We start from the raw sequence: 19,449 nt of genomic DNA on the forward strand, positions 1-19,449 counted from the left end.
CCGCTCCTGTTGTCCCGGGACGACTTCGGGCACCTGGTGGTCGATTAGCGCGCGAGCGGGTAATCCGTACGCCCTGGGCATGGCTCGAGGGCGAGCCCTGTGTCAACGTGAGTCTCAACTGAGGCAGCGTCAGCAGGCAGGCGCGCTGGGACAGTGCGCCGGTCGGCAGTGTGCTGCGCTCGGAAGAGATACCGAAAGAACTCCGGGATCCCGACGCCGACCCGCCGCCGTGGGACCCCTCGCACGAGAAGGCTCGGATCCTCGGCCGCGGTGAGCGGATCCTCGACGTGCTGCCCACCCTGAACAGCGCCCCGTACGGGGACGAGGACATCCCGGTCGTCTTCGACCACCTCGACTTCACCCACCGGGCCATCCGCAACCACGTCATGTTCGAGGACCACCGCACGATGCTGGTCTGCTTCGCCCTGGCCCGCTCGCAGAACCGGCCCCTGTCCACCAACGACTGCGGACCGGCCGGCGGCCCCACACACCCGGTGCGCACCTGTATCAGGGTTGCGGCCTGTTGCCAACGCGCGGGAGAGGACCGGCCGCTCAAACATCCTCGGGAGCACCCCCGTTCACTGGTGAACCCGAGGAGTGCCTGGTCGGCGGCGCGGCTCAGCAGGGGCGCGATCTAGGCTTGATTGCAGATTCGACGACGTCACCGTGCCAACTGGCGTTCATCCTCTGAGCCGCCGCTGCCTGAGCCTTCCCTCGGCTCGGGAAGACCGAGCGAGCACCAGGCAGCGGCCGGGCTGGTACAGGGGCGCGCCCAACGGGTTTTGCAGGCTTTCCCCTGTCGCGGCTGCTCAGATCAGCCGTGCGAGCAGGTCGCGCCGTTGCCGTTGTTGCGGTTCGCGCCGTCGGAGAACTGGTGCGTCCCGGACGTCACGATCGTGGAGCAGCCGAGGTACTCGGTGTAGTCCAGTGCGGCCTGGAAGGCTTTCGGTGCGGCGTACTCGGATCCGGCGTTGTACTCCGGGATGTCGATCGAGGCGAAGCCGGACGTCAGGAACCCGTTGGGTGAGCCGATCACGCCGTAGTTGTTGTTGTAGAACGTGACCCGGTCCTCGGTGTTGTTGCGCTCATCGGCGATGTACACCGTGGCTTTGGAGATGGCGGTAAGTCCCTTCTGGTTGAGGTGCGCCTGCGCGTACACCTGACGGCACTTGGGGATGTAGGCCAGGGTCAGGTCACCGATCGAGGTGTCCACACCGTTCCACGGTGCCCCGTTGTCCTGATGGTCCCAGATGTTGACCGGGGTGCCGAGCGGGATACGCGTTCCGTCGTCCAGCGGACAAGGGTGCGGCTGCGCACTGGCCGTGCCGGCCGGACCGGCGGTTGCGATGGTCAGGGACGATGCAACGACCACGAACGCCGACAGGACAGCTCTGACGCGGTTGTGACGAACCTTCATGGGACCCCCCAAGAGTGGCGTGATGATTGATCCTCGGAAGAGTCCCAGCCGACGGCAGCCCGCACAAGATCTCTTTAACCGATCATTACCCCAGCTCGGATCGAGGGGCCAACTCCCCTCTGCCCAGACCCACTTCAACTCCAGGGAACCCGGGCGAGAACCAGGCCACGGACTTCCCCGGCGTGCCCGGTGTGCAGGAGGTGGTGGGCGACGGTGTGTATCTGGGCTCCGGAGGTGAAGACGTCGTCGACGGGCAGGACCTTCTGCCCGGCGAGGTCTCGGTGCAGGTGTGAGTGAGCAATGCTCATGACCTGTGGATCGACCTCGGATTGGACGCGAAGGGCGCACCTTCCCGAGTGATCGACTTCTGGTCACCGAGTAGGCCGACGTTGCACCGTCGGCCGGGAGGCACGCCCGTGCTGAGCGTAGTGATTGCCGATGGAACGACCGAGACCGGCTCCCTGATCGACGACTTCGTCTGCGCGGGCGTGAGGCGGATGCTGGCCGCCGCCCTGGAGGCCGAAGTCAACGCCTGTATAGCCGAGTTGGCTGACCAGCAGGACGTGAACGGTCGCCGCCCGGTGGTCCGCAACGACTGTCACCAGCCGCGCTCGGTGACCACTGCGGCCAGAACGGTCGAGGTCAAGTCCCCGCGCGTCAACGACAAGCGCGTCGACGCAGCCACAGGTGAGCGCAAGCGGTTCTCCTCGGCGATCCTGCCGCCGTGGTGCCGCAAGTCCCCGATGATCAGCGAGGTACTACCGCTGCTCTCCCTGCACGGCCTGTCGTCGGGCGACTTCATACCCGCGCTCGAGCAGTTCCTCGGCTGCTGCTGCGGGACTGCCAGCGGCGCGGCATGCGAGCTCCCGTCCTCGCCGTCGGCGACAGCGCCCTCGGCATATGGAACGCGCTGAACGAGGTCTTCCCCGAAACCCGTCACCAACGGTGCTGGGTTCACAAGGCAGCCAACTGCCTCGACAACCTCCCGAAGTCGGCCCAGCCCGCGGCGAAGAAAACCATCCAGGACATCTACAACGCCGAGGACCGCGAGCACGCGGCCATCGCGGTCGAGGCGTTCACCAAGCAGTACGGCACGAAGTGCCCCAAGGCGGTGAAGAAGATCACCGATGATGAGCCGAGTTGCTGGCGTTCTACGACTTCCCCTCTAAGCACTGGATCCACTTGCGGACCACGAACCCCATCGAGTCGACCTTCGCCACCGTCCGGCTGCGAGCCAAGGTCACCAAGGCAGCCAGCTCCCGGCCGGAGCCCGCTTCGAACGCGGCCACCTCATCGAACGCCCCCAGATCCTCACGGCCTAGGGTGACCGCACGATGACCATCCATGACACCTACGGAACCAAAACCCACACGGCCGAGGAACTGGCCGGACTGCTCGCCCCACTCCTCAACCTGACCTTCGCCGATCACGACAGCTACTACCGAGGCGGCTACCTCAAGGCCGAGGCAAGGGGCGCCGACATCGAGATCCAGCCCAACGCAATCCCTGGAGACGACGAAGAAGACGATCTCTACTCGTCGGTACACGCCGCATTCCAGACCTTCGTGTTGGTCACCGCCCCAGCACCGGACAGCGCGCTCAACGCCACCCTGACTTCCATCAAAGGGCTCGAAGCACTGGCCCACGAAGCCTTCTGACCCGCTGATCCACAACTATTGACAATTACTCCCTATCTGGTCCTGCGCACATGAGTGGTGTCGGTGCCGAGGGGGGTGCCGTCGGCGCCGGTCGGCGCGATCTCCGGCACTAGGGTGCCGTGCTGGTCGACAAGGGTGGAGTGGGTCTCGCCCGGGGCGAAGGCGTGGCGTTCTCCCCACTGACGCAGGGTGAGGATGACCGCGAAGAGGTCGCGGCCGGCGTCGGTGAGTACGTATTCCTGGCGGCGGCCCGAGGGGGCGGTTCGCTGGGCGAGGAGTCCGTGGGCGATCAGCTTGCGGAGGCGGTCGGTGAGGATGTTGCGGGCGATGCCGGTGCGTCGCTGGAACTCGGTGAACGACCGGGCCCCGTCCATCGCGTCGCGGATCACGAGAAGGCTCCACTTGTCGCCGACGAGGTCGAGCGTGCGGGCGACGGGGCAGTCGGCGTCGGTCCAGTCGGGGGCGGCTGGGTCGGGGTTCGGGGCGCGCGTGATGGTGCGCGACATGACAGCTCCCAATGAGTTGCGGATAAAAACCATTCAATGAGTTGCGAATCGAAACCATTATGCCGTACCGTCAAATCAGTTGCAATTCACTACTGATTGGGGGAGTGCCATGGACACGTGGCGGCGATTACTGCTCACCGTGGTCTGCGGTGTAGCTGTGGCCAGCATCTATGCCGCGCAAACGGTCCTGAAGCCGATGGGGCATGATCTCGGCCTGCCACCAGAACTCTCCGGCTGGATCGTGTCGACCAGCCAGTTCGGCTACCTGGCGGGCTTGGTGCTGCTGGTGCCGCTCGGCGACGTGGTGGCCGACAGACGCCGGCTCATCGCCGTACACCTGGCCATCACCGCAGTCGGCATGATCCTGACAGCCTCGGCGTCGACTGCCTGGATCGCGTTCGCAGGACTCGCGGCCGCCGGAGTGTTCGCGGTCGTGGTGCAGACCACGGTGGCGTACGCCGCGTCCCTGTCACTGCCTGCCGAACGCGGACGCAACATCGGCGTCGTGACATCAGGCGTTGTGGTCGGCATCCTGGGCGCACGGGTCGTCACCGGCGCACTCGCCGAAGTCTGGGGCTGGCGGAGCGTCTATGCCGTGCTCGCGGTGCTGTCCCTCGGTCTGGCAGCCCTCGTCCTCGCCGTACTGCCGCCCGAGGCTCACCCCAACCGGCCTTCGGCACGATACGGAAACGCAGTTGCCTCGCTCGGCGGACTGTTCAAGCAACGCCTCTTCCTGACACGCGGACTCATCGCCTTCTTCTTGTTCGCCTCGTTCGGAACCCTGTGGAGCGGAGTGTCCCTGCCGCTGGCCGGCACACCCTGGCATCTCAACGAAAGCCAGATCGGACTGTTCGGCATCGTCGGACTCGCCGGCGCGCTGGGCGCAGCCCGCGCGGGACGGTGGGCCGACGCAGGACGGGCAACCCCGGTCACCGGTCTGGCACTCACCCTGCTCATCCTCTCGTGGGCCGCGATCGCCCAACTGCCGTGGTCCCTGTGGCTCCTCATCGTCGGAATCGTGGTCCTCGACTTCGCGGTCCAGGCCGTGCATGTCAGCAACCAGCACCTGCTCACGACCGCACACCCCGAACGCATCAGCAGCGTTATCGGCAGCTACATGGTCTTCTACTCACTCGGCTCCGCCCTCGGCGCAGCCGCAACCACGGCCACCTTCAGCGCCCACGGCTGGGCCGGCTCCAGCCTCCTCGGCGCCGGATTCGCCGCCTGCGCACTGATCATCTGGGCAACCGACCGGCGACTCCCCCACACAAGCGCCAGCCCCCGACCCGAGAACACAGACGTACTCCCGGCGCAGAAGGAAACACAGGAAACGGACCACGCCGGACACACGGCCCCCTGGTCTCTTTAGCGGCAACACCCGGTACTGAGCCCGCACACCGCCGGCCCCATACGAACGGCCGGATGCGATCAACCGGATCCTGCGCGCGTGACACCGTGCCACTCCCGTTCGGCGCGGCGGCTGCACTGCTCCCGCGCTTGCTCAACCGCTCGCTCTGAGTGCGCGGCAAGGTGCCATCCGGGCGGCGGTAGGCCCTGCTCAGCTGCAGGTACCGGCCCGCTCGGCCAACTGACGGCCTCTCGTCTCCAGCGCGGTGGCGATCCGCGCCCAGGTGATTCGCCTACTGCGGCCAGGGCGAGCAGCATCCGTTCATCGTCGTCCAGCTTGTCGCGGAGCGTACGGATCACTCGGAGCACGGCGAGGATGTCCGTCGCCGAGACGTCCGGCTGAAGGTAACCCTCGGCACGCTGGCAGATCCGGTCGTATGTCCCGGCGATCTCCAACAGGCGCCTGACGCCGCCGTGCCGCTGCCGACGCACCCCACGCGGGTTTTCCAGCAGATGCATCCAGGCCCGGTCACGGTCCAGCTCGGCGGCAGGCTGAGCCTGGGTGAAGGCGACTTCGTCGTTGTTGACGGCACCCTGATCCCCACCGACCAGATCCGTGCAGATGAGCCGTACTACTGGCAGAAGCACAAGAAGCACGGCACGAATGTGCAGGCCATCGCCCGGCCGGACAGCACACCCCTGTGGATCTCCCGCGCGCTTGCGGGCCGGAGCCACGACCTGACCGCCGCCCGCGCCCACCGCATCGTCCAGGCCTGCCGCACCCGGCAGGTCCTGATCCTCGCGGACCGGGCCTACCAGGAGGCCGGCGCGACCGTCCGCACCCCGTACCACCACTACCGCGAACAGCCGGAGCACCACCAGCAGTACAACCGTGACCACGCCCGTCTGCTTGCACCTGGTGAGCGTGCCTTCGCCCGACTCAAGACATGGCGTCTCTTACGCACGGCACGTTGTTCGGCCGGGCAGGGCGGGCGAGAACCACAGGGTGCGACTGGCCGGATCAGTGATGACCTGCACGTTCACGCCGTGCTGTTGGTGCTTCGTCGGGTAGTCCGCGCGCCCGTCGCCGACCCGGTCGCACTCGGCGAGTGTGCCGTCCACGAGAACAGGGTCGGGGGTCCGTCTCGCGCAGGACCTTCAGCAGGCCCGGCGCCTTGTCGGCAAGTGCTCGACTGCGGTGGTGACGTACGCATGGGCGGGGGCGGTGCCGACGGAGATACGGAAAGCCGCGGCGAGATGAGCCAGGGGTCGTGCCGGCGCAGGTGCGCGCGGGCGATCACCGCACGCTCGGACGGCCGGAGTTGGCAGCGTCCGTCGCCCTCACGGATGACGATCGGCATCGTCACCCACTCCACCAGTGCGTGCGGCAGGTCGAGTGCGGCGAGATGTGGGGACAACAGGGCTCCTGGGCTGGAGAGTTGATACCTAGAACACCTCTCTCGACGGCACGGGACCCTCGTCCGTTGCCTATGGTCCCGTCGTCACCCGTCCGGGGGCCACCCTGAACTCTCAGTGTGCGGGTGCACCGACGGGCTGGTGGCTTGCGACGGTTGTGGACTGTGCTCCTCTGCGCACGACACTGAGGGGGCCGAGGCCGGACAGGGCGTCGACGAGCGTGGTGCTGCCGGTGGAGTCGATGGCGGTGATGGCTGGTACGTCGATGTCCCGCGGGTGTAGTCGGCCGAGCGTGCTGATCCGGTGGGTGGAGATGGTGGTGCGGGCCTCGGTGGCGGCCTCAACGGCGGCCATGGTGGTCGGTGTGGCGCCGGAGTCGCAGAGGAGGAGGGTGTCGCTCTCCGCCAAGGCGGAGCGGGCGGCGTTGAGCTGGTCGGTCATGGTGTAGCACCACTGGTCCGGGTGCTGGCCGCGGACGCGGGGGAAGCGGACACGGAGGCTGGTGAGGATCTCCGACACCTGGTCGATGCTGCTGCCCGGGGCCACGACAAAAGCGATGCTGTCCGGATCCAGCGAGTCCAGTCCGGCCACCGCGCTGGTGCTGGTGAGCGGCAGCAGCAGCTTGTGTTCGGGCGGGGTGAGGGGCGGGGCCTCCGGGGCCCGCCACACGGGGCGCCCGACAAGGGCGACGCGGAGGGACTGGGCCTGGAAGGCGCGGATGGCATGGGCGGCACGGTCCACGGCGGGGCAGAGAGTCTGGTGTGCACAGCCGCAGGCCCGCCAGCGTGGTGGAGCACCTCCAGAGGTGGACGGGCCTGGGACTGCGGCAGATTGGGTTCCGGGAGCGGGCGCCGCGGCGGGCGGGGACAGGAGAAGGATTCTGCGGGTGCGCAGCGTGCTGCTCCAGACCGTGATCTGCCGGTGCGCATACGCCAGGGCCCACGGATCGCCCAGCTGGACACCGATGGCGAGTCCGCGGACGGGGCCGTGTGGGTCCTGGTAGGAGACGGCGAAGACGGTGCCGTGCGGACGGCAGTCCGGATCGGGGGCGGTCAGGGAGGTGGTCCGTACGCGGAAGCCGTCCCGTTCGGCGACGGCAGCCAGCAGCGGGTGGGCCGGGCAGTCCACCGGGCCGCGTTCGGGGTGGACCCAGGAGCGAGCGACGGTGAGCGCTCCGGGCGCCTGGAGCGGGTGGGGGAAGGTCTCTAGGAGCACGCTGCGGTTCATCAGTTCTGTTCCCGGGGGTGGAGCCGCAGGGCGCGCTGAGGTCTGGTGCGCGGGCGGAATACGGCGTTTGGCTATGCATATCCCGAGGGCGGTGCGGACCGCGCGCGAAGCGCCGCCGAATCCGCCAATTCCGCGGCGCTTTTCCGGCGTACATACTCGGCGCGTTCGGTGAGGAGCGTGGCCGGCCGGTAGGCCCGGTGGGGGCGCAACAGCGCATGCAGGGAGCGGAGTCGCTGGTGGAGACGGGCGCTGCTGACGGTGGGGTAGAGGTCGAGGAAGGCGCTCCAGGTCAGGCAGGCGCGGTCGAGATGCCCCAGGCCGAGCTGGGCTTCGGCAAGGTCGGCCAGGCTGATCAGCCGTGAGCGGCTCTCCGTTGGGGGCCGATGTCGCAGTGAGATGGCCAGGGCTTGGGCGGCGCGGTTGCGGTCGCCGAGTTGGGCGGCGACGGCGGCGCGCTGGAGGGCCAGGGAGGCTTGGTTGAAGGCGCCGATGGGGGTGTCTCCGGTGCGGGCCTTCTCCAGGGATTTCTCGGCCAGGACGAGATAGCGGCCGGCGGCGTCGGCCGCGCCGAGACCGGCCTGGGTGACGGCCAACTGCCCGAGCAGAAAAGCGCGTTGGTGGTCCGGGGCATGCGGGGTTCCCACAGACACGGCCTGTGCGGCGAGACGGTCGGCATGGCGGATGTGACCCAGGGCGTGTGCTTGCACGCTCAGTCCGCGCAGCCCCAGTGCGTAGCCCACTCGGTCGCCGGCGTGCTGAGCGAGGCTGAGGCCGACGAGGTAGTACTGCTGCGCCTGGTTGTGGAGATTGCTGTCGAAGTGGGCGAAGGCGCACAAATAGGCGAGCTGGCCGGCGACGGTCACCAGGTCACGGCGCACGCGGGGGCTGGTGTCGCGCCTGAGCCAGGGGGCGAGGGTGGTGGAGAGGTATCCGCTCAGGGCCCGGAGGACCTGTCCGCCGCCGAAGGACGCGTCGTGGCGGGAGAAGAGGGCGAGCATGGTGCGTGCGTCGTCGATGTCGTGCGCGGCGCTGCGCTGGCGCGGCTGAGCGGTGCCCAGGGCAGGTACCGTCCGGGTGGACCAGTTCGGCACGGTGAGCGCGGCCAGGGAGTAGGCGCCCAGCAGGGTGAGGTCGCGCCGTTCCCGGAAGGCGCCGAGCCGTTCGAGGTGCTCCACGGCATCCTCCCTCCATGGTGCTGCCGCGGGCCGGCCCTCGGCAGCGGCGGCGACCAGGTCGGTCTCCCCCGGTGTCACGGTTCTGCCCAGGTGCCGGGAGAGAACCTCCGCGGCGAGCTCGGCCGCGGGACGGCGGGGCCGGGTGCCGGCCAGCCAGTGTCCGACCGTGGTGCGGTCGTAGTGGGTTTCGAGGCTGTTCTCTGTGGCGGCGCGGTTGATCTCGCGTGCCAGGCGCGCTCCGCTCCAGCCGGCTTCGGCCAGTAGGCGGCGCAGGGCCTGGTTGGGGACGCGAGCGGGTCGCATGGCGGTCCTTTCTCCGGCGCGGGCTCGCGAACCTCAGCTGGCGGAGGTTCAACGTCCGTTTTGATTCAACACCGGCGGCGATGTCTGTCGTATTGCAGGTGGGGCGAGCTGAGCACTCTCAGACTGAGGCGCTCGGCCTGGTCATCAACAGGGCGTACATCGGCACACACATCGCGATCGTTTCCAATGCCGCGCGCTGCCCGGTCGTCCGGTTCACGCCCCTGCGCCCCGGGAGGAGGGAGGAGTTCATGTCGTGCAATCTCACTACCGGGCACGTGACCCGGAGGTCCCGTGAATGCTTCACGGCCGACGGCAGCGCCCGGACCAGCCAGTTCGCGGCGCCGGTTCGGTGCGGCCCGCCAGCCGGCCCGCGATCCCCGGCGGCGCCCGGAGCGGCACCGCACCGGGGCGGACCGGCCCTCTCGGTACGCAGTGGCGTCCCGCGCCCCGGAGCGGGGACGTCATGAACGAGGCCACCGCCCCCGAGGATTGGGCTACTGAACGCGGGCCGGCCGTAATCCACCTGTTTCCCGGCCAGGGCGACTTCACCGTGAGCGCCTTGGTACGGGCCTGCCGCCAGGGCGGTCCGTTGCGACGGCCCGCCGAGGACGTACTCCCGGAAGTGGACCGCGCCGGGACGGAACACGGGCTGCCTCCGCTCACCCCGTGGCTTCTTGGGCCGAAGCCGCCCAGCACTCGCCGACTGAGTGAGGCACCCACGGGCACCCTGCAACTTACGCTGTACGCAGCCTCTCTGATGGTTCATCAGGGACTGTGTGCCGCGCACGGCTCTCCCGCCGCTCTGGTCGCGGTCAGCTTCGGGGAGATCGCGGCACTCGCTGCCGCGGGCGCGTACTCCGTGGCAGACGGTGCCCGGATCGCCTACGACCTCGCCCGGATCCTCGCGACCTGCCCAGGGGGCCTGACGCTGCTGGCTTGTTCGGAGCGGACAGCGGCGGCGATCCTGCACCGCCTGGGCACCGCCCAAGTGGTCGTGGCCGTCGTCAACGACGGGCAGGAGACCATCGTGAGCGGCCCCGAGGCGGAGCTGGAGGCCGTCGAGAAGTGCGCCGCGGGCCGGGACGTGGCAACGGCCCGGCTACGGCTTCCCTTCTCCTCGCACCACCCGGCGCTTGGCCCTCAGGCCGAAGAGTTCGCCGCGGCCGTGCGGTCCCGGACGGTGCGCCCGGCCCGCATGCCCGTGTATTCCGCCGTGGCCGGGCGGGTCTACACCCAGAACGAGGATCTGGCGCGCCGCCTGGCGGACTGTCTGGTGCGCCCGGCCCACCTGCCGCGCTTGCTGCACACCCTCACCGCACACCGGCAGGCGAACGCATTCTTCGAGGCCGGCACCGGCAGCGCCCTGTCCCACAGCGTCCAGCGCGTCCTCGCCGGCCATCCGCACGTCTCGGTCCACGCCCCGCTGGCCGACGCCGCCTTCCCCTGGTGACCACCGAACCCGTCCGTCCCCCTGCCGCGAAACGGAGGCCCCCGTGACCGGCCCCGCCACTTCCACACTCCCCCACCCCGAACTGCACCGGCTCCTCCACGGCCCCTGCGAACCACGCTTCTTGGACGCCCTGCGGGACGCGCTGTCGGACGATCACCCCTCCCTTCCGACCGGCCCCGGCCACCGGGAGGAACGCATCACCGGACGCCTGCAGCAGCTGGCCCGTGCGCTCCCGCCCGCCCGGCAGATGCTCGAGGCGCCCGAGCAGCTCGCCGCCCTGCTGGCATGGTCGGCGGTGGCCGAACCGGCCCTCTGCATGGCCCTCATCACCCATCACGTGCTCTGTCTGCGTTCCCTGCACCGTCTGGCGCCCGAACACCAGGCGCTCAAAGCCCACTTCGACGCGCTCGAATCGGGACGAGTCAAAGGCTCCTATCTGATTACCGAGGCCGGGCAGGCCAACAGCCATCTGGCACCGCGCACCCAGGCCGTGTTCGACCCCGCGACACGCGAGTTCGTCCTGAGCACGCCGGACTGGGCCGCGGCGAAGTTCGCCGGTGTCAGCACCCACGGGGCACCGCGTACCGCAGCTGTGCTGGCCCGGCTCGTCGTCGCCGGAGCCGACCGCGGCGTGTTCACGTTCCTCGTCGAGCTCACCGACGAGGCCGGGCTGCTGCCGGGCGTCGTGATGTCCACCCCGCTGGCCCTGGACGCGATTCCGCTGGACTACGCACAAGTCCGGTTCGAGAACGTCCGGCTGCCCTTCGCGCACTGGCTGAGCGACAGCGCCACCCTCGACGCCGACGGCACGTTCCACGATCCGCTCGGTTCGCCAGACGCACGTCTGGCCCGCACTCTGTGTGTCGGGCAGGACCTTTGGGGCGCCCTGCCTTCGGTCGCCGCGGCGACATCGAGGCAGTCGGCGGTCCTCGCCCTGCGCTACGCACGCCGGCGGCGCACCCAGAGCAGGCTGGCACCGGGCATGCCGCTGCTGGCCTACCGCACCCAGCAGTACGCGGTCCTGGGCTCCTTCGCCAACGCCTTCGCCCTGACCTGCGCCGCCGACGGAGCACGCGCCCTGTGGTCGGCCACTACCGGCAACGGCACGGGCAGCGCGGACATGACGTTCACCCCCTGGGCCGCGGTCAGCCGCCCCCTGTCCGCCTACAAGGCCCACACCGTCCGGGCCGCGGCCGAGATCGCGGCCGTGTGCCAGCGCCACTGCGGCTTCTCCGGTCACCTCGACATCAACAAACTCGCCGCCTATCACGGCTTCCACCACGCCTTCGACACCGCGGGCGGCGACAGCCAGCTCATCTACTACGACCTCGGCCGCGCCCTGGTCGACGAGGCAGACCACACCGAGGCACTGGCACCCCCGCCCGCTGCCCCGAGCCCCTCGGACCCGGCTTGGTGGCCGGCCGTGGCACGGCGGCATGAACAGCGCCTGGCCGGGCAGTTGCGCCGACGGCGCGACGAGCGGGCCAGAAGCGATCCGGACGGCTTCGCCGTCTGGAATCCCCTGCTGGGAGCCGCCGGCGAACTGGGCGAGATCCATGCCGCGGTCCTGGCCGCGGACGATGTGTCCCGCATCCTGGCGTCCCTGCACGATGCCGCCCTGACAGCGGTACTGGAGCCGCTGGCCGCGCTGCACGGGCTGCTCGCCACGCGTCGCTGGGCGGGCTCCCTGCTGGCGGCCCGGACCATACGCCCCGAGGACCTGGACCGGCTCTCTCCACAGGTTGATGAGCTGTGCGACCGGATCATGCCGCACCTTCCGCTCCTCGACGACGCCTTCGGCTACCCACAGGCCGTCGTTTCCGCGCCCCTTGCCGCCCCCGACTTCAACGATGCGCTGGCCGGCTCACTGGGCTGGCAGCGCGGAGGCACCCCGTGAACGCACCCCGCACATCACGTCCCATCGGCATCTGCGGCATGGGCACGTACCTGCCACGTCGGATCCGTACGAACGAGGAGGTCGCCGACACCGTCGGGGTGAGCGCCGACTGGATCCATGAACGCACCGGCGTCCGCACCCGCCACGTGTCCGCACCCGAGGAAGCCGCCTCCGACCTGGCAGCGGCCGCCGTCCGTGCGGCAGCGGCGGCCGCCAACATCGACGCCCAGGACATCAGTCTGCTGATCTGCGCCACCTCCACACCCGACGAACTGGGGCCCGCCACCGCCTGCCGCATCCAGGCACGCACCGGAGCACGGTTCGCCGTCGCCCTCGACGTCAGCGCCGCCTGCTCCGGCTGGCTCTTCGCCGTCAAGGTCGCCCACGACTGGCTCAGCCAGGACCGGCACCCCCGGTACGCCGCCGTCGTCGGAGTCGAGGCCTACTCGAAGTTCCTCGACCCCCAGGACCGCGGCACATCCGTCCTGTTCGCCGACGGCGCCGCGGCCGCGATCCTCGGCCCCGTCCCCGAACCGGGCGGCTTCACCGACTTCGTCCTCGGCTCCGACGGCCTGCTCGCCGACCAGGTCCTCATCCCCGCCGGCGGCAGCCGGAACCCCGCCACCCCCACCACCCTGCGCACTGGCAACCACTTCATCCACATGGATGGACGAGCCGTCAGCCACTTCATCCGCACCACCTTTCCCCGCCTCGTCCACGAAGCCCTGAACCGCAACCACCTGACCCTCGACGATCTCGACTGCGTCATCGCCCACCAGCCCAACCCCGTCCTGCTGCGCCGCCTGGGCCACGACCTCGGTCTCGACGACGACCGCCTGGTCATCGTGGGCGACAGGGTCGGCAACATCGGCGCTGCCAGCGCCCCCTACGCACTCGCGGCGGCGGCCTCACGCCACAGGATTCATCCCGGCAACCGGGTGCTGATCACCGTGTTCGGCGCCGGGATGACCTGGGGCAGTGCCCTGCTCACCTGGAACGGCGCACCGGCCATCCACCTCGCCCCCGCGCCGGCCCGCCCGGCCGCCCTCCCGACCACCGAGAGGACCCGCTCATGACCGCCTCACCCACCACCGACCCCTTCCGCCTCGACGGGCGACGCGCCCTGGTCACCGGCGCCTCACGCGGGATTGGACAAGCCACCGCGCAGGCACTGGCCGGTGCCGGATGCGATCTCGTTGTCTCCGCACGCACCAGCGCCGCTCTCGCCGAAACCGTCAACGCCGTAGAAAACCGGGGCCGCAAGGCCACCGTGATCACCGCCGACCTCACCACCCCCGGCGCCTCAGCCGACCTCGTCGACCACGCCGCGGCCGCACTCGGCGGCCTGGACATCGTCGCGCACAACGCGGGCACCCTCCCCCTGGCCGACGACCACACACCCGTCATGGTGCCCTTCAGCCAGTCCTCCCAGGACGACTGGGAAACCGTGGTGTCCCTCAACCTCAACGCCACCGCCGCGCTGTGCCGGGCCGCCCATCCCCACCTGGCCGAATCCCGGCACGCCAGCGTGATCCTCATGTCATCAGTAGCAGGCCTGGCCGGGACCCCCATGATGGAGGCCTACGCCGCCACCAAATCCGCCCAGATCTCCCTGGCCCGCTGCCTCGCAGTCGGCTGGGCCCGGCAGAACATCCGCGTCAACGCCCTGTGCCCGGGCTGGATCCGTACCGCCATGACGGAATTCGCCAGCTCCACCGCCCTCGTGTCCGACTGGCTGATGAGCCATGTGCCCATGGGCCGCTGGGGCGAGCCCGAGGAAGTCGCGCACGCCGTTCTCTTCCTCGCCTCGAGCGCCTCCTCCTTCATGACCGGACACGCACTGGTTCTCGACGGCGGTCTGTCGCTGCCCGACGGAGGCCTGGCCGGCATTCCCAAACCGCCCTCTCCGTTCGCCGCCTGACCGACCGAGTCCTTCGGAGGGTCCCCATGCGTTTCGACGACACCACAGCCGTCGTCACCGGCATCGGCTCCTGTCTGCCCGACCGCGCCGTGACCAACGACGAGGTCATCGCCGACGGTCACCTCGACACCACCGACGGCTGGCTGCGCACCCGCACCGGCATCGCCCGCCGGCACCGCGCCGGCGCGGCCACCAGCACCGGGGACCTGGCCGTCGCAGCCGGCCGGGCCGCCCTGGAATCGGACGGCGGCCGCCCACCGGACCTGCTCCTGCTCGCCACCAGCACCCCCGACCACCCGTGCCCGGCCACCGCCCCCGACGTCGCCCACCGCCTGGGCCTCGGCACCATCGGCGCCTACGACCTCGCCGCCGTCTGCTCGGGCTTCCTCTACGCCATGGCCACCGCGACCGCCCTGCTCCGCGGCGGCCTGTCCCCCAGCGCCCTCGTCATCGGCGCCGACACCTACTCCACCATCATCGACCCCCACGACCGCGACACCGCCGCCCTGTTCGGCGACGGCGCGGGAGCGGTCGTCCTGCGACCGGGGCCGGCACACACTCCCGGCGCGATCCGCGCCGCCCACCTCGGTTCCGACGGCAGCGAACACCCCCTCATCACCATCCCCGGCGGAGGATCACGCCACCCCCATCCCCTGCCCCAACCCACCACAGACCACTACTTCCACATGCACGGCCGCGAGGTGTACGCCCATGCCGTACGACGCATGACGCAGTCCGCCCGCACCTGCCTCGACCACGCCGACTGGCCCGTCGAGTCCCTCGGCGCCTTCATCGGCCACCAGGCCAACCAGCGCATCCTCGACTCCGTCGCCCAACGTCTGGGCATTCCGCCCGAGAACCGGTTCGGCACCATCCACGAGACCGGCAACACCGCAGCCGCTTCGATCCCCCTCGTCATGGCCGCCGCCGCCCCTCATACATCGCTCGCACCCGGCGACCGGACACTCCTCACGGCCTTCGGTGGCGGCCTGACCTGGGCATCCATCGCCCTGACCTGGCCCACAGCCGCCCCTCTCACTCACCCCGAACAGTCCGGCGAACCGGCAGAGAGCCCGACCCGAGAATGAAGGGCTGCCGGGAGGCCGGAAGAAGCCGGTGCCGGAGTCGTGCTGCCGAACCGTTCGGCCTCCGAGCACCCAGATCCCCGCCCGCCACCGGCCGGGCAGCCACGCACAGGCCACCAGGAACCAGCGTCTCAAGTCCACCCTCACGGCCCGCAGATACGACACCTCGTCGCGGCAGCCCTGCCAGCCGTACCCGGGCGGAACGCGCACGGACCGGCCACTCGGAGGGGCAGGAATCGGGACGAACCCAGCACATGCGTGCGCCCAGCTTCCTCAGTCCTCAAAGACACAAACCTCAATCCCGGACTGGACCCACATCACCCATCGGTCATCCGGACTCACCCGGCACCAGCCCGCTTCCGGGCTCGCCGAACGACCCACCCACCTTTTCCCGCCCCCTGTGGGGCTCGCGCAGCGAATTGGAGTGTCTGTCATGGATCCCGTCTACCAGCACCTGGTGACCACACTGACCACCAAGTTCGAAGTGCCGCCCGACCGCGTGTCACCCCAGGCCACCCTCGGCGACCTCGAACTCGACTCACTAGCCCTCGTCGAGCTGTACGTCACCCTGCAGGACCACTGGAAAATCCCCCTCGACGACAGCACCGCCAAGCCCGAACTCACCCTGCACCAGGTCACTCAGGCGGTCAAAAATCTCCAGGACGAGCACGGCGACGCGCACGAGTCGGCGTAGTGAACCCCGCCATCGTCATCACCGGCACCGGCCTGGTCACCCCCGGCGGCACTGACACCGACACCACCTGGGACAGTGTGTGCGCCGGCCAGTCCGCGGCACGTCGCGACCTCGAACTCGACGGGCCCCCCGTCCACCTGTCCTGCCGCGTACCCGGCTTCGATCCCGCAGCCCTCCTCCCGACACGACAGCCCTGGCGATACGACCGCGCAACCCAATTCCTGTTCGCCGCCGCCTACGAAGCCATCCACCATGCCGGACTCGACCACCGGACCTGGGACACCTCCCGGGTCGCCGTGGTCATCGGAACCGCCGCCGGCGGCATCGCCACCCTGGAAACCCAGCACCGCAAACTCCTCAGCACCGGACCAGGCACCCTCTCGCCGCTGACCCTCACCGCCTACCTGCCGAACATGGCCGCCGCCCACCTCGCCCTCGAACTCGGCGTCACCGGACCGGCGTTCCACACCTCCAGCGCCTGCGCCTCCGGAGCCACCGCCATCATCACCGCAGTTCTTCTCCTGCACGCCGGCCAGTGCGACATCGCCCTGGCCGGCGGCACCGACGCCATGATCACTCCACTGTGCGCGGCCGCCTTCACCAAAATGGGCGCCCTGTCGACGAACCATGACGAACCGTCAGCAGCCTCGCGTCCCTTCGACAAGGACCGCGACGGCTTCGTCCTCGCCGAAGGCGCCGGCCTCCTCGTCCTGGAACGCGCCGCGCACGCCCAAGCCCGCCGAGCCCGCCCCCTCGCCGTTCTCGCAGGCCACGGTGCCACCAGCGACGCCCACCACCCGACCGCACCCCATCCCGAAGGACGAGGCCTGCGCAGCGCCCTCACTCAAGCCCTGAACAGCAGCAGCGCAAGCACGGGCGACGTCGACCACATCAACGCCCACGGCACGAGCACCCGCCTGAACGACCAGGTCGAAGCCGGTGCCATCCGAGACTTGTTCAGCCACACCACACCCAGCGTCACCTCCGTCAAGGGCGTCCTGGGCCACACCATGGGCGCCGCCGGCGCCATCGAAGCCGCTCTCACCGTCACCAGCATCGATCGCGGCGCAGCACCACCCACAGCCAACTTCAGTCAACCGGACCGGACAACCGCCGGCCTCGACATCATCACCAAAAGCCCCCGCCGCCAAGCCATCCACCTCGCCCTCAGCCACTCGCTCGGCTTCGGCGGACACAACACCGTACTGGCCTTCGCCCGCCCGTAAGAGACCGCGAAGACGCACCGAGGCCGCCCCGACCGCGCGCTGCCCCATCACCCGGGAGCGTCCAATGGACGGCGGATCCGATGATCAAGGAAACGCCTGATGAGCGAGAACATCACGGAGCACGAGGCCGTCCAGGACCCGATCGTCGAGTCAGCCACAGAGGCGGTGCCGGACGAGCAGTTGGTCGCGATGCTGGTCGACCGTGCCCGCTCCGAAGGACTGCAACTGACCGGCGAGGGGCACGATGCTGTACAGCTCGTCCAGGTTGCCCGCGATGTGATTGCGCTCGGTCGTCCGACCTCTGGGCGTTCTCAACGGCATGAAGGCGTCCTCCCAGTAGTCGGGTCGTGGCGTAGGCGAGCCGATGACACCGTGGTCGCCCAGGACTTCGACGGACACGGACTTCTGAGGGCCACGACGTGGTCGGAAGCTGCGAGCGCCACGCGGTGTTCTGTGAACAGGGTGGGCGGGCCCGACCACCAGCTCGGCTTCCTCCACGGGAGTCCAGGACACCAGACGTCGATGTCAGCGGCGCGCAGCGGGCCGAAGGGGTCGGCGAACGCCTATGCCGGATACGTAGTCCCCACTGCGGATGCCGGGTGCGGAAGGCGTCCCAGGGGCTTCAGGCCATGGGCGTTGTTCGGCATCATGCCGATCCGCAGCACGTCGGTCTTGCTGTCGGCGGCCATCCTGGCGCTCCAGGCTCTGCTGAAGTCCCACATGGACCGACTGCAGGTCGTCGCGCAGGCCCTCGCCGCACTGCGTGGCCGCGGTGCCGTCGTCACCGGCATCGACGCCAGCGTCGGGATGCTGGCGCTGGCGAGGCGGCGGCTCGGCAACGATGTGGCCCTCCAGGTGGTCGACCTACGCGACCCCCTGCCGTTCTACGACGTGGCCGCGTTACTCGTGCTGCACTACCTGGAGGACTGGGGGCCGACGCTGGCCGAGTTGCGGCGGGTGCTCCGGCCCGGCGGCCGGCTGATCGCGTCGGTGAGCCACCCTTTCACGGCCTATGCGCACCGGGATCCCCGGCCCGACTACCACGCCACCACCAGCTATACCTTCGACTGGACTCTCAACGGGCATTTGATCCCCATGGAGTTGTGGCGTAGGCCGTTGCACGCGATGACCGACGCCTTCACCACCGCCGGCTTCCGACTTTCCGTTCTCAGCGAGCCGCAGCCCGACCCGGCCGCCCGCGAACTGTTCCCGGACGGTTTCCAGCATCTGTCGGCCAACCCCAACTTCCTCTTCTTCGTCGTCGAGGTACCCCCGTCGGCCACCGGCTCAGGCAGCTAGCCCGTCGCGGATCACGAGCGAAGCCAGAACCCTGCGCCGCTAGGGTGGCTTCGCATGACCGACTCCGAGATCGAGATCACCGCAGACCTGGTCCGTGACCTTCTGCAGGAGCAGCATCCGGACCTTGCAGGACTGGCCATCCGCGAAGTGGCGGGCGGCTGGGGCAACCAAATGTGGCGCCTCGGGGACGAGTTGGCTGTGCGCATGCAGCGCATGGACCCCACCCCGGAGCTCCAGCTCAAGGAGCGGCGGTGGCTGCCAGTGCTGGCCCCGCGCCTGCCGCTCCCGGTGCCGACCCCGGTGCGGTTCGGCGAACCGTCCGAGCGCTTCCCCAAGCACTGGACCGTCATGACGTGGGTCCCCGGCGAGCCGCTGGACCACACCTCCATCAGCCGCGCCGACCACGCGACCGACACGCTGGCGGGCTTCCTCAGAGCCCTCCACGTGGAGGCACCCGCCGAGGCGCCGATCGCTACAGACTTCGGTGCCCATCCCAGGAACTGCACGGACGGCTTCGACCACTTCTTCCACGCCGTCGTCCCCGCCGACCTCGCCGACGACGTCCGAGCCGTCTGGGACGACGCCGTCAAGGCGCCCGAGTGGGAGGGCGCGCCGCTGTGGGTGCACGGCGACCTCCATCCAGCGAACGTCATCGTCTCGGACGGAACGCTTGCAGGCATCGTCGACTTCGGAGCCCTGTTCGCCGGCGACCCGGCGTGGGACCTCGCGGCCGCATGGGTGCTCCTTCCCGCGGGCGCCGCCTCACGCGGTCACGTCCACTGGAGTGGTGTATCGACGGCCACTCGGTGATCTCGTTTTGAGGCTATG

General features: G+C 69.5%; 18 protein-coding genes and 3 pseudogenes. 14 read left to right on the forward strand and 7 right to left on the reverse strand.

What is annotated here, in order from left to right:
* The first annotated feature begins 170 nt into the window (after positions 1-170).
* Positions 171-638, forward strand: a complete 468-nt coding sequence (locus tag ABD346_RS37065; RefSeq protein ID WP_344380720.1) for a hypothetical protein — start codon at positions 171-173, stop codon at positions 636-638.
* Between the two features lie 176 nt (positions 639-814).
* On the opposite strand, the gene ABD346_RS37070 is transcribed toward ABD346_RS37065, so the two are convergent.
* Together ABD346_RS37070 and ABD346_RS37075 are read right to left on the reverse strand one after the other, a co-directional pair.
* Positions 815-1,417, reverse strand: coding sequence for a hypothetical protein (locus tag ABD346_RS37070; RefSeq protein ID WP_344380721.1), 603 nt, complete (start codon positions 1,415-1,417; stop codon positions 815-817).
* Between the two features lie 134 nt (positions 1,418-1,551).
* Positions 1,552-1,725, reverse strand: coding sequence for a hypothetical protein (locus ABD346_RS37075; protein ID WP_344380722.1), 174 nt, complete (start codon positions 1,723-1,725; stop codon positions 1,552-1,554).
* 108 nt (positions 1,726-1,833) lie between these two features.
* On the opposite strand from ABD346_RS37075, the pseudogene ABD346_RS37080 reads away from it, so the two are divergent.
* A pseudogene (locus ABD346_RS37080) lies at positions 1,834-2,680 on the forward strand (transposase); the annotation flags it as partial.
* Positions 2,681-2,751: 71 nt separating this feature from the next.
* Positions 2,752-3,075 (forward strand): hypothetical protein, encoded by a 324-nt coding sequence (locus ABD346_RS37085; protein WP_344380723.1) that lies wholly within the window; start codon positions 2,752-2,754, stop codon positions 3,073-3,075.
* Between the two features lie 32 nt (positions 3,076-3,107).
* Here ABD346_RS37085 and ABD346_RS37090 read toward each other — a convergent pair whose 3' ends face one another.
* Entirely contained in the window at positions 3,108-3,581 is a 474-nt protein-coding gene (locus ABD346_RS37090; protein ID WP_344380724.1) for a winged helix-turn-helix transcriptional regulator, read from the reverse strand.
* Positions 3,582-3,690: 109 nt separating this feature from the next.
* Here ABD346_RS37090 and ABD346_RS37095 point away from each other — a divergent pair, with 109 nt between their 5' ends.
* Both ABD346_RS37095 and ABD346_RS37100 read left to right on the forward strand, forming a co-directional pair.
* Positions 3,691-4,950 (forward strand): MFS transporter, encoded by a 1,260-nt coding sequence (locus ABD346_RS37095; RefSeq protein ID WP_344380725.1) that lies wholly within the window; start codon positions 3,691-3,693, stop codon positions 4,948-4,950.
* 536 nt (positions 4,951-5,486) lie between these two features.
* Positions 5,487-5,921: pseudogene (locus tag ABD346_RS37100) on the forward strand (transposase family protein); the annotation flags it as partial.
* Here ABD346_RS37100 and ABD346_RS37105 read toward each other — a convergent pair.
* The 3 genes and pseudogenes from ABD346_RS37105 to ABD346_RS37115 all read right to left on the reverse strand — a co-directional run.
* Positions 5,901-6,346: pseudogene (locus tag ABD346_RS37105) on the reverse strand (transposase family protein); the annotation flags it as partial. The pseudogenes ABD346_RS37100 and ABD346_RS37105 overlap by 21 nt on opposite strands.
* Before the next feature lie 112 nt (positions 6,347-6,458).
* Positions 6,459-7,571 (reverse strand): 4-hydroxy-3-methylbut-2-enyl diphosphate reductase, encoded by a 1,113-nt coding sequence (locus tag ABD346_RS37110; RefSeq protein WP_344380726.1) that lies wholly within the window; start codon positions 7,569-7,571, stop codon positions 6,459-6,461.
* 71 nt (positions 7,572-7,642) lie between these two features.
* Positions 7,643-9,049, reverse strand: coding sequence for an NsdA family TPR-like regulatory protein (locus ABD346_RS37115; RefSeq protein WP_344380727.1), 1,407 nt, complete (start codon positions 9,047-9,049; stop codon positions 7,643-7,645).
* A gap of 463 nt (positions 9,050-9,512) precedes the next feature.
* Between ABD346_RS37115 and ABD346_RS37120 the strand changes: the two genes are divergently transcribed.
* The 7 genes from ABD346_RS37120 to ABD346_RS37150 all read left to right on the forward strand — a co-directional run bounded on the left by ABD346_RS37120 (position 9,513) and on the right by ABD346_RS37150 (position 17,322).
* Positions 9,513-10,499: an acyltransferase domain-containing protein gene (locus ABD346_RS37120; RefSeq protein WP_344380728.1), complete on the forward strand. Its 987-nt coding sequence runs from the start codon at positions 9,513-9,515 to the stop codon at positions 10,497-10,499.
* Between the two features lie 43 nt (positions 10,500-10,542).
* The gene (locus ABD346_RS37125) at positions 10,543-12,396 is read left to right on the forward strand and encodes an acyl-CoA dehydrogenase family protein (RefSeq protein ID WP_344380729.1); all 1,854 of its coding nucleotides are present in this window, start codon (positions 10,543-10,545) and stop codon (positions 12,394-12,396) included.
* A complete protein-coding gene (locus ABD346_RS37130; protein WP_344380730.1) occupies positions 12,393-13,472 on the forward strand; it encodes a 3-oxoacyl-ACP synthase III family protein in 1,080 nt (359 codons plus the stop codon). The genes ABD346_RS37125 and ABD346_RS37130 overlap by 4 nt, the downstream gene beginning before the upstream one ends.
* Positions 13,469-14,317, forward strand: a complete 849-nt coding sequence (locus tag ABD346_RS37135; protein ID WP_344380731.1) for an SDR family NAD(P)-dependent oxidoreductase — start codon at positions 13,469-13,471, stop codon at positions 14,315-14,317. Before ABD346_RS37130 ends, ABD346_RS37135 begins: the two co-directional genes overlap by 4 nt.
* A gap of 26 nt (positions 14,318-14,343) precedes the next feature.
* Positions 14,344-15,405 carry a beta-ketoacyl-ACP synthase III gene (locus ABD346_RS37140; RefSeq protein ID WP_344380732.1) on the forward strand — a complete coding sequence of 354 codons (1,062 nt, stop codon included), beginning with the start codon at positions 14,344-14,346 and terminating at the stop codon, positions 15,403-15,405.
* A gap of 430 nt (positions 15,406-15,835) precedes the next feature.
* Complete coding sequence (locus ABD346_RS37145) at positions 15,836-16,096, forward strand: acyl carrier protein (protein WP_344380733.1); 261 nt, start codon at positions 15,836-15,838, stop codon at positions 16,094-16,096.
* On the forward strand, positions 16,096-17,322 hold the full coding sequence (locus tag ABD346_RS37150; protein ID WP_344380734.1) for a beta-ketoacyl-[acyl-carrier-protein] synthase family protein: 1,227 nt from the start codon (positions 16,096-16,098) through the stop codon (positions 17,320-17,322). The genes ABD346_RS37145 and ABD346_RS37150 overlap by 1 nt, the downstream gene beginning before the upstream one ends.
* A 150-nt stretch (positions 17,323-17,472) precedes the next feature.
* On the opposite strand, the gene ABD346_RS37155 is transcribed toward ABD346_RS37150, so the two are convergent.
* Positions 17,473-17,721, reverse strand: coding sequence for a hypothetical protein (locus ABD346_RS37155; RefSeq protein WP_344380735.1), 249 nt, complete (start codon positions 17,719-17,721; stop codon positions 17,473-17,475).
* Positions 17,722-17,958: 237 nt separating this feature from the next.
* On the opposite strand from ABD346_RS37155, the gene ABD346_RS37160 reads away from it, so the two are divergent.
* Both ABD346_RS37160 and ABD346_RS37165 read left to right on the forward strand, forming a co-directional pair.
* Complete coding sequence (locus tag ABD346_RS37160) at positions 17,959-18,621, forward strand: class I SAM-dependent methyltransferase (protein WP_344380736.1); 663 nt, start codon at positions 17,959-17,961, stop codon at positions 18,619-18,621.
* Positions 18,622-18,675: 54 nt separating this feature from the next.
* Positions 18,676-19,431: an aminoglycoside phosphotransferase family protein gene (locus tag ABD346_RS37165; protein WP_344380737.1), complete on the forward strand. Its 756-nt coding sequence runs from the start codon at positions 18,676-18,678 to the stop codon at positions 19,429-19,431.
* Positions 19,432-19,449: the final 18 nt, after the last annotated feature.

Source organism: Streptomyces mauvecolor (assembly GCF_039532965.1).
In the GTDB taxonomy this organism is placed as follows: Bacteria; Actinomycetota; Actinomycetes; order Streptomycetales; family Streptomycetaceae; genus Streptomyces; species Streptomyces violascens.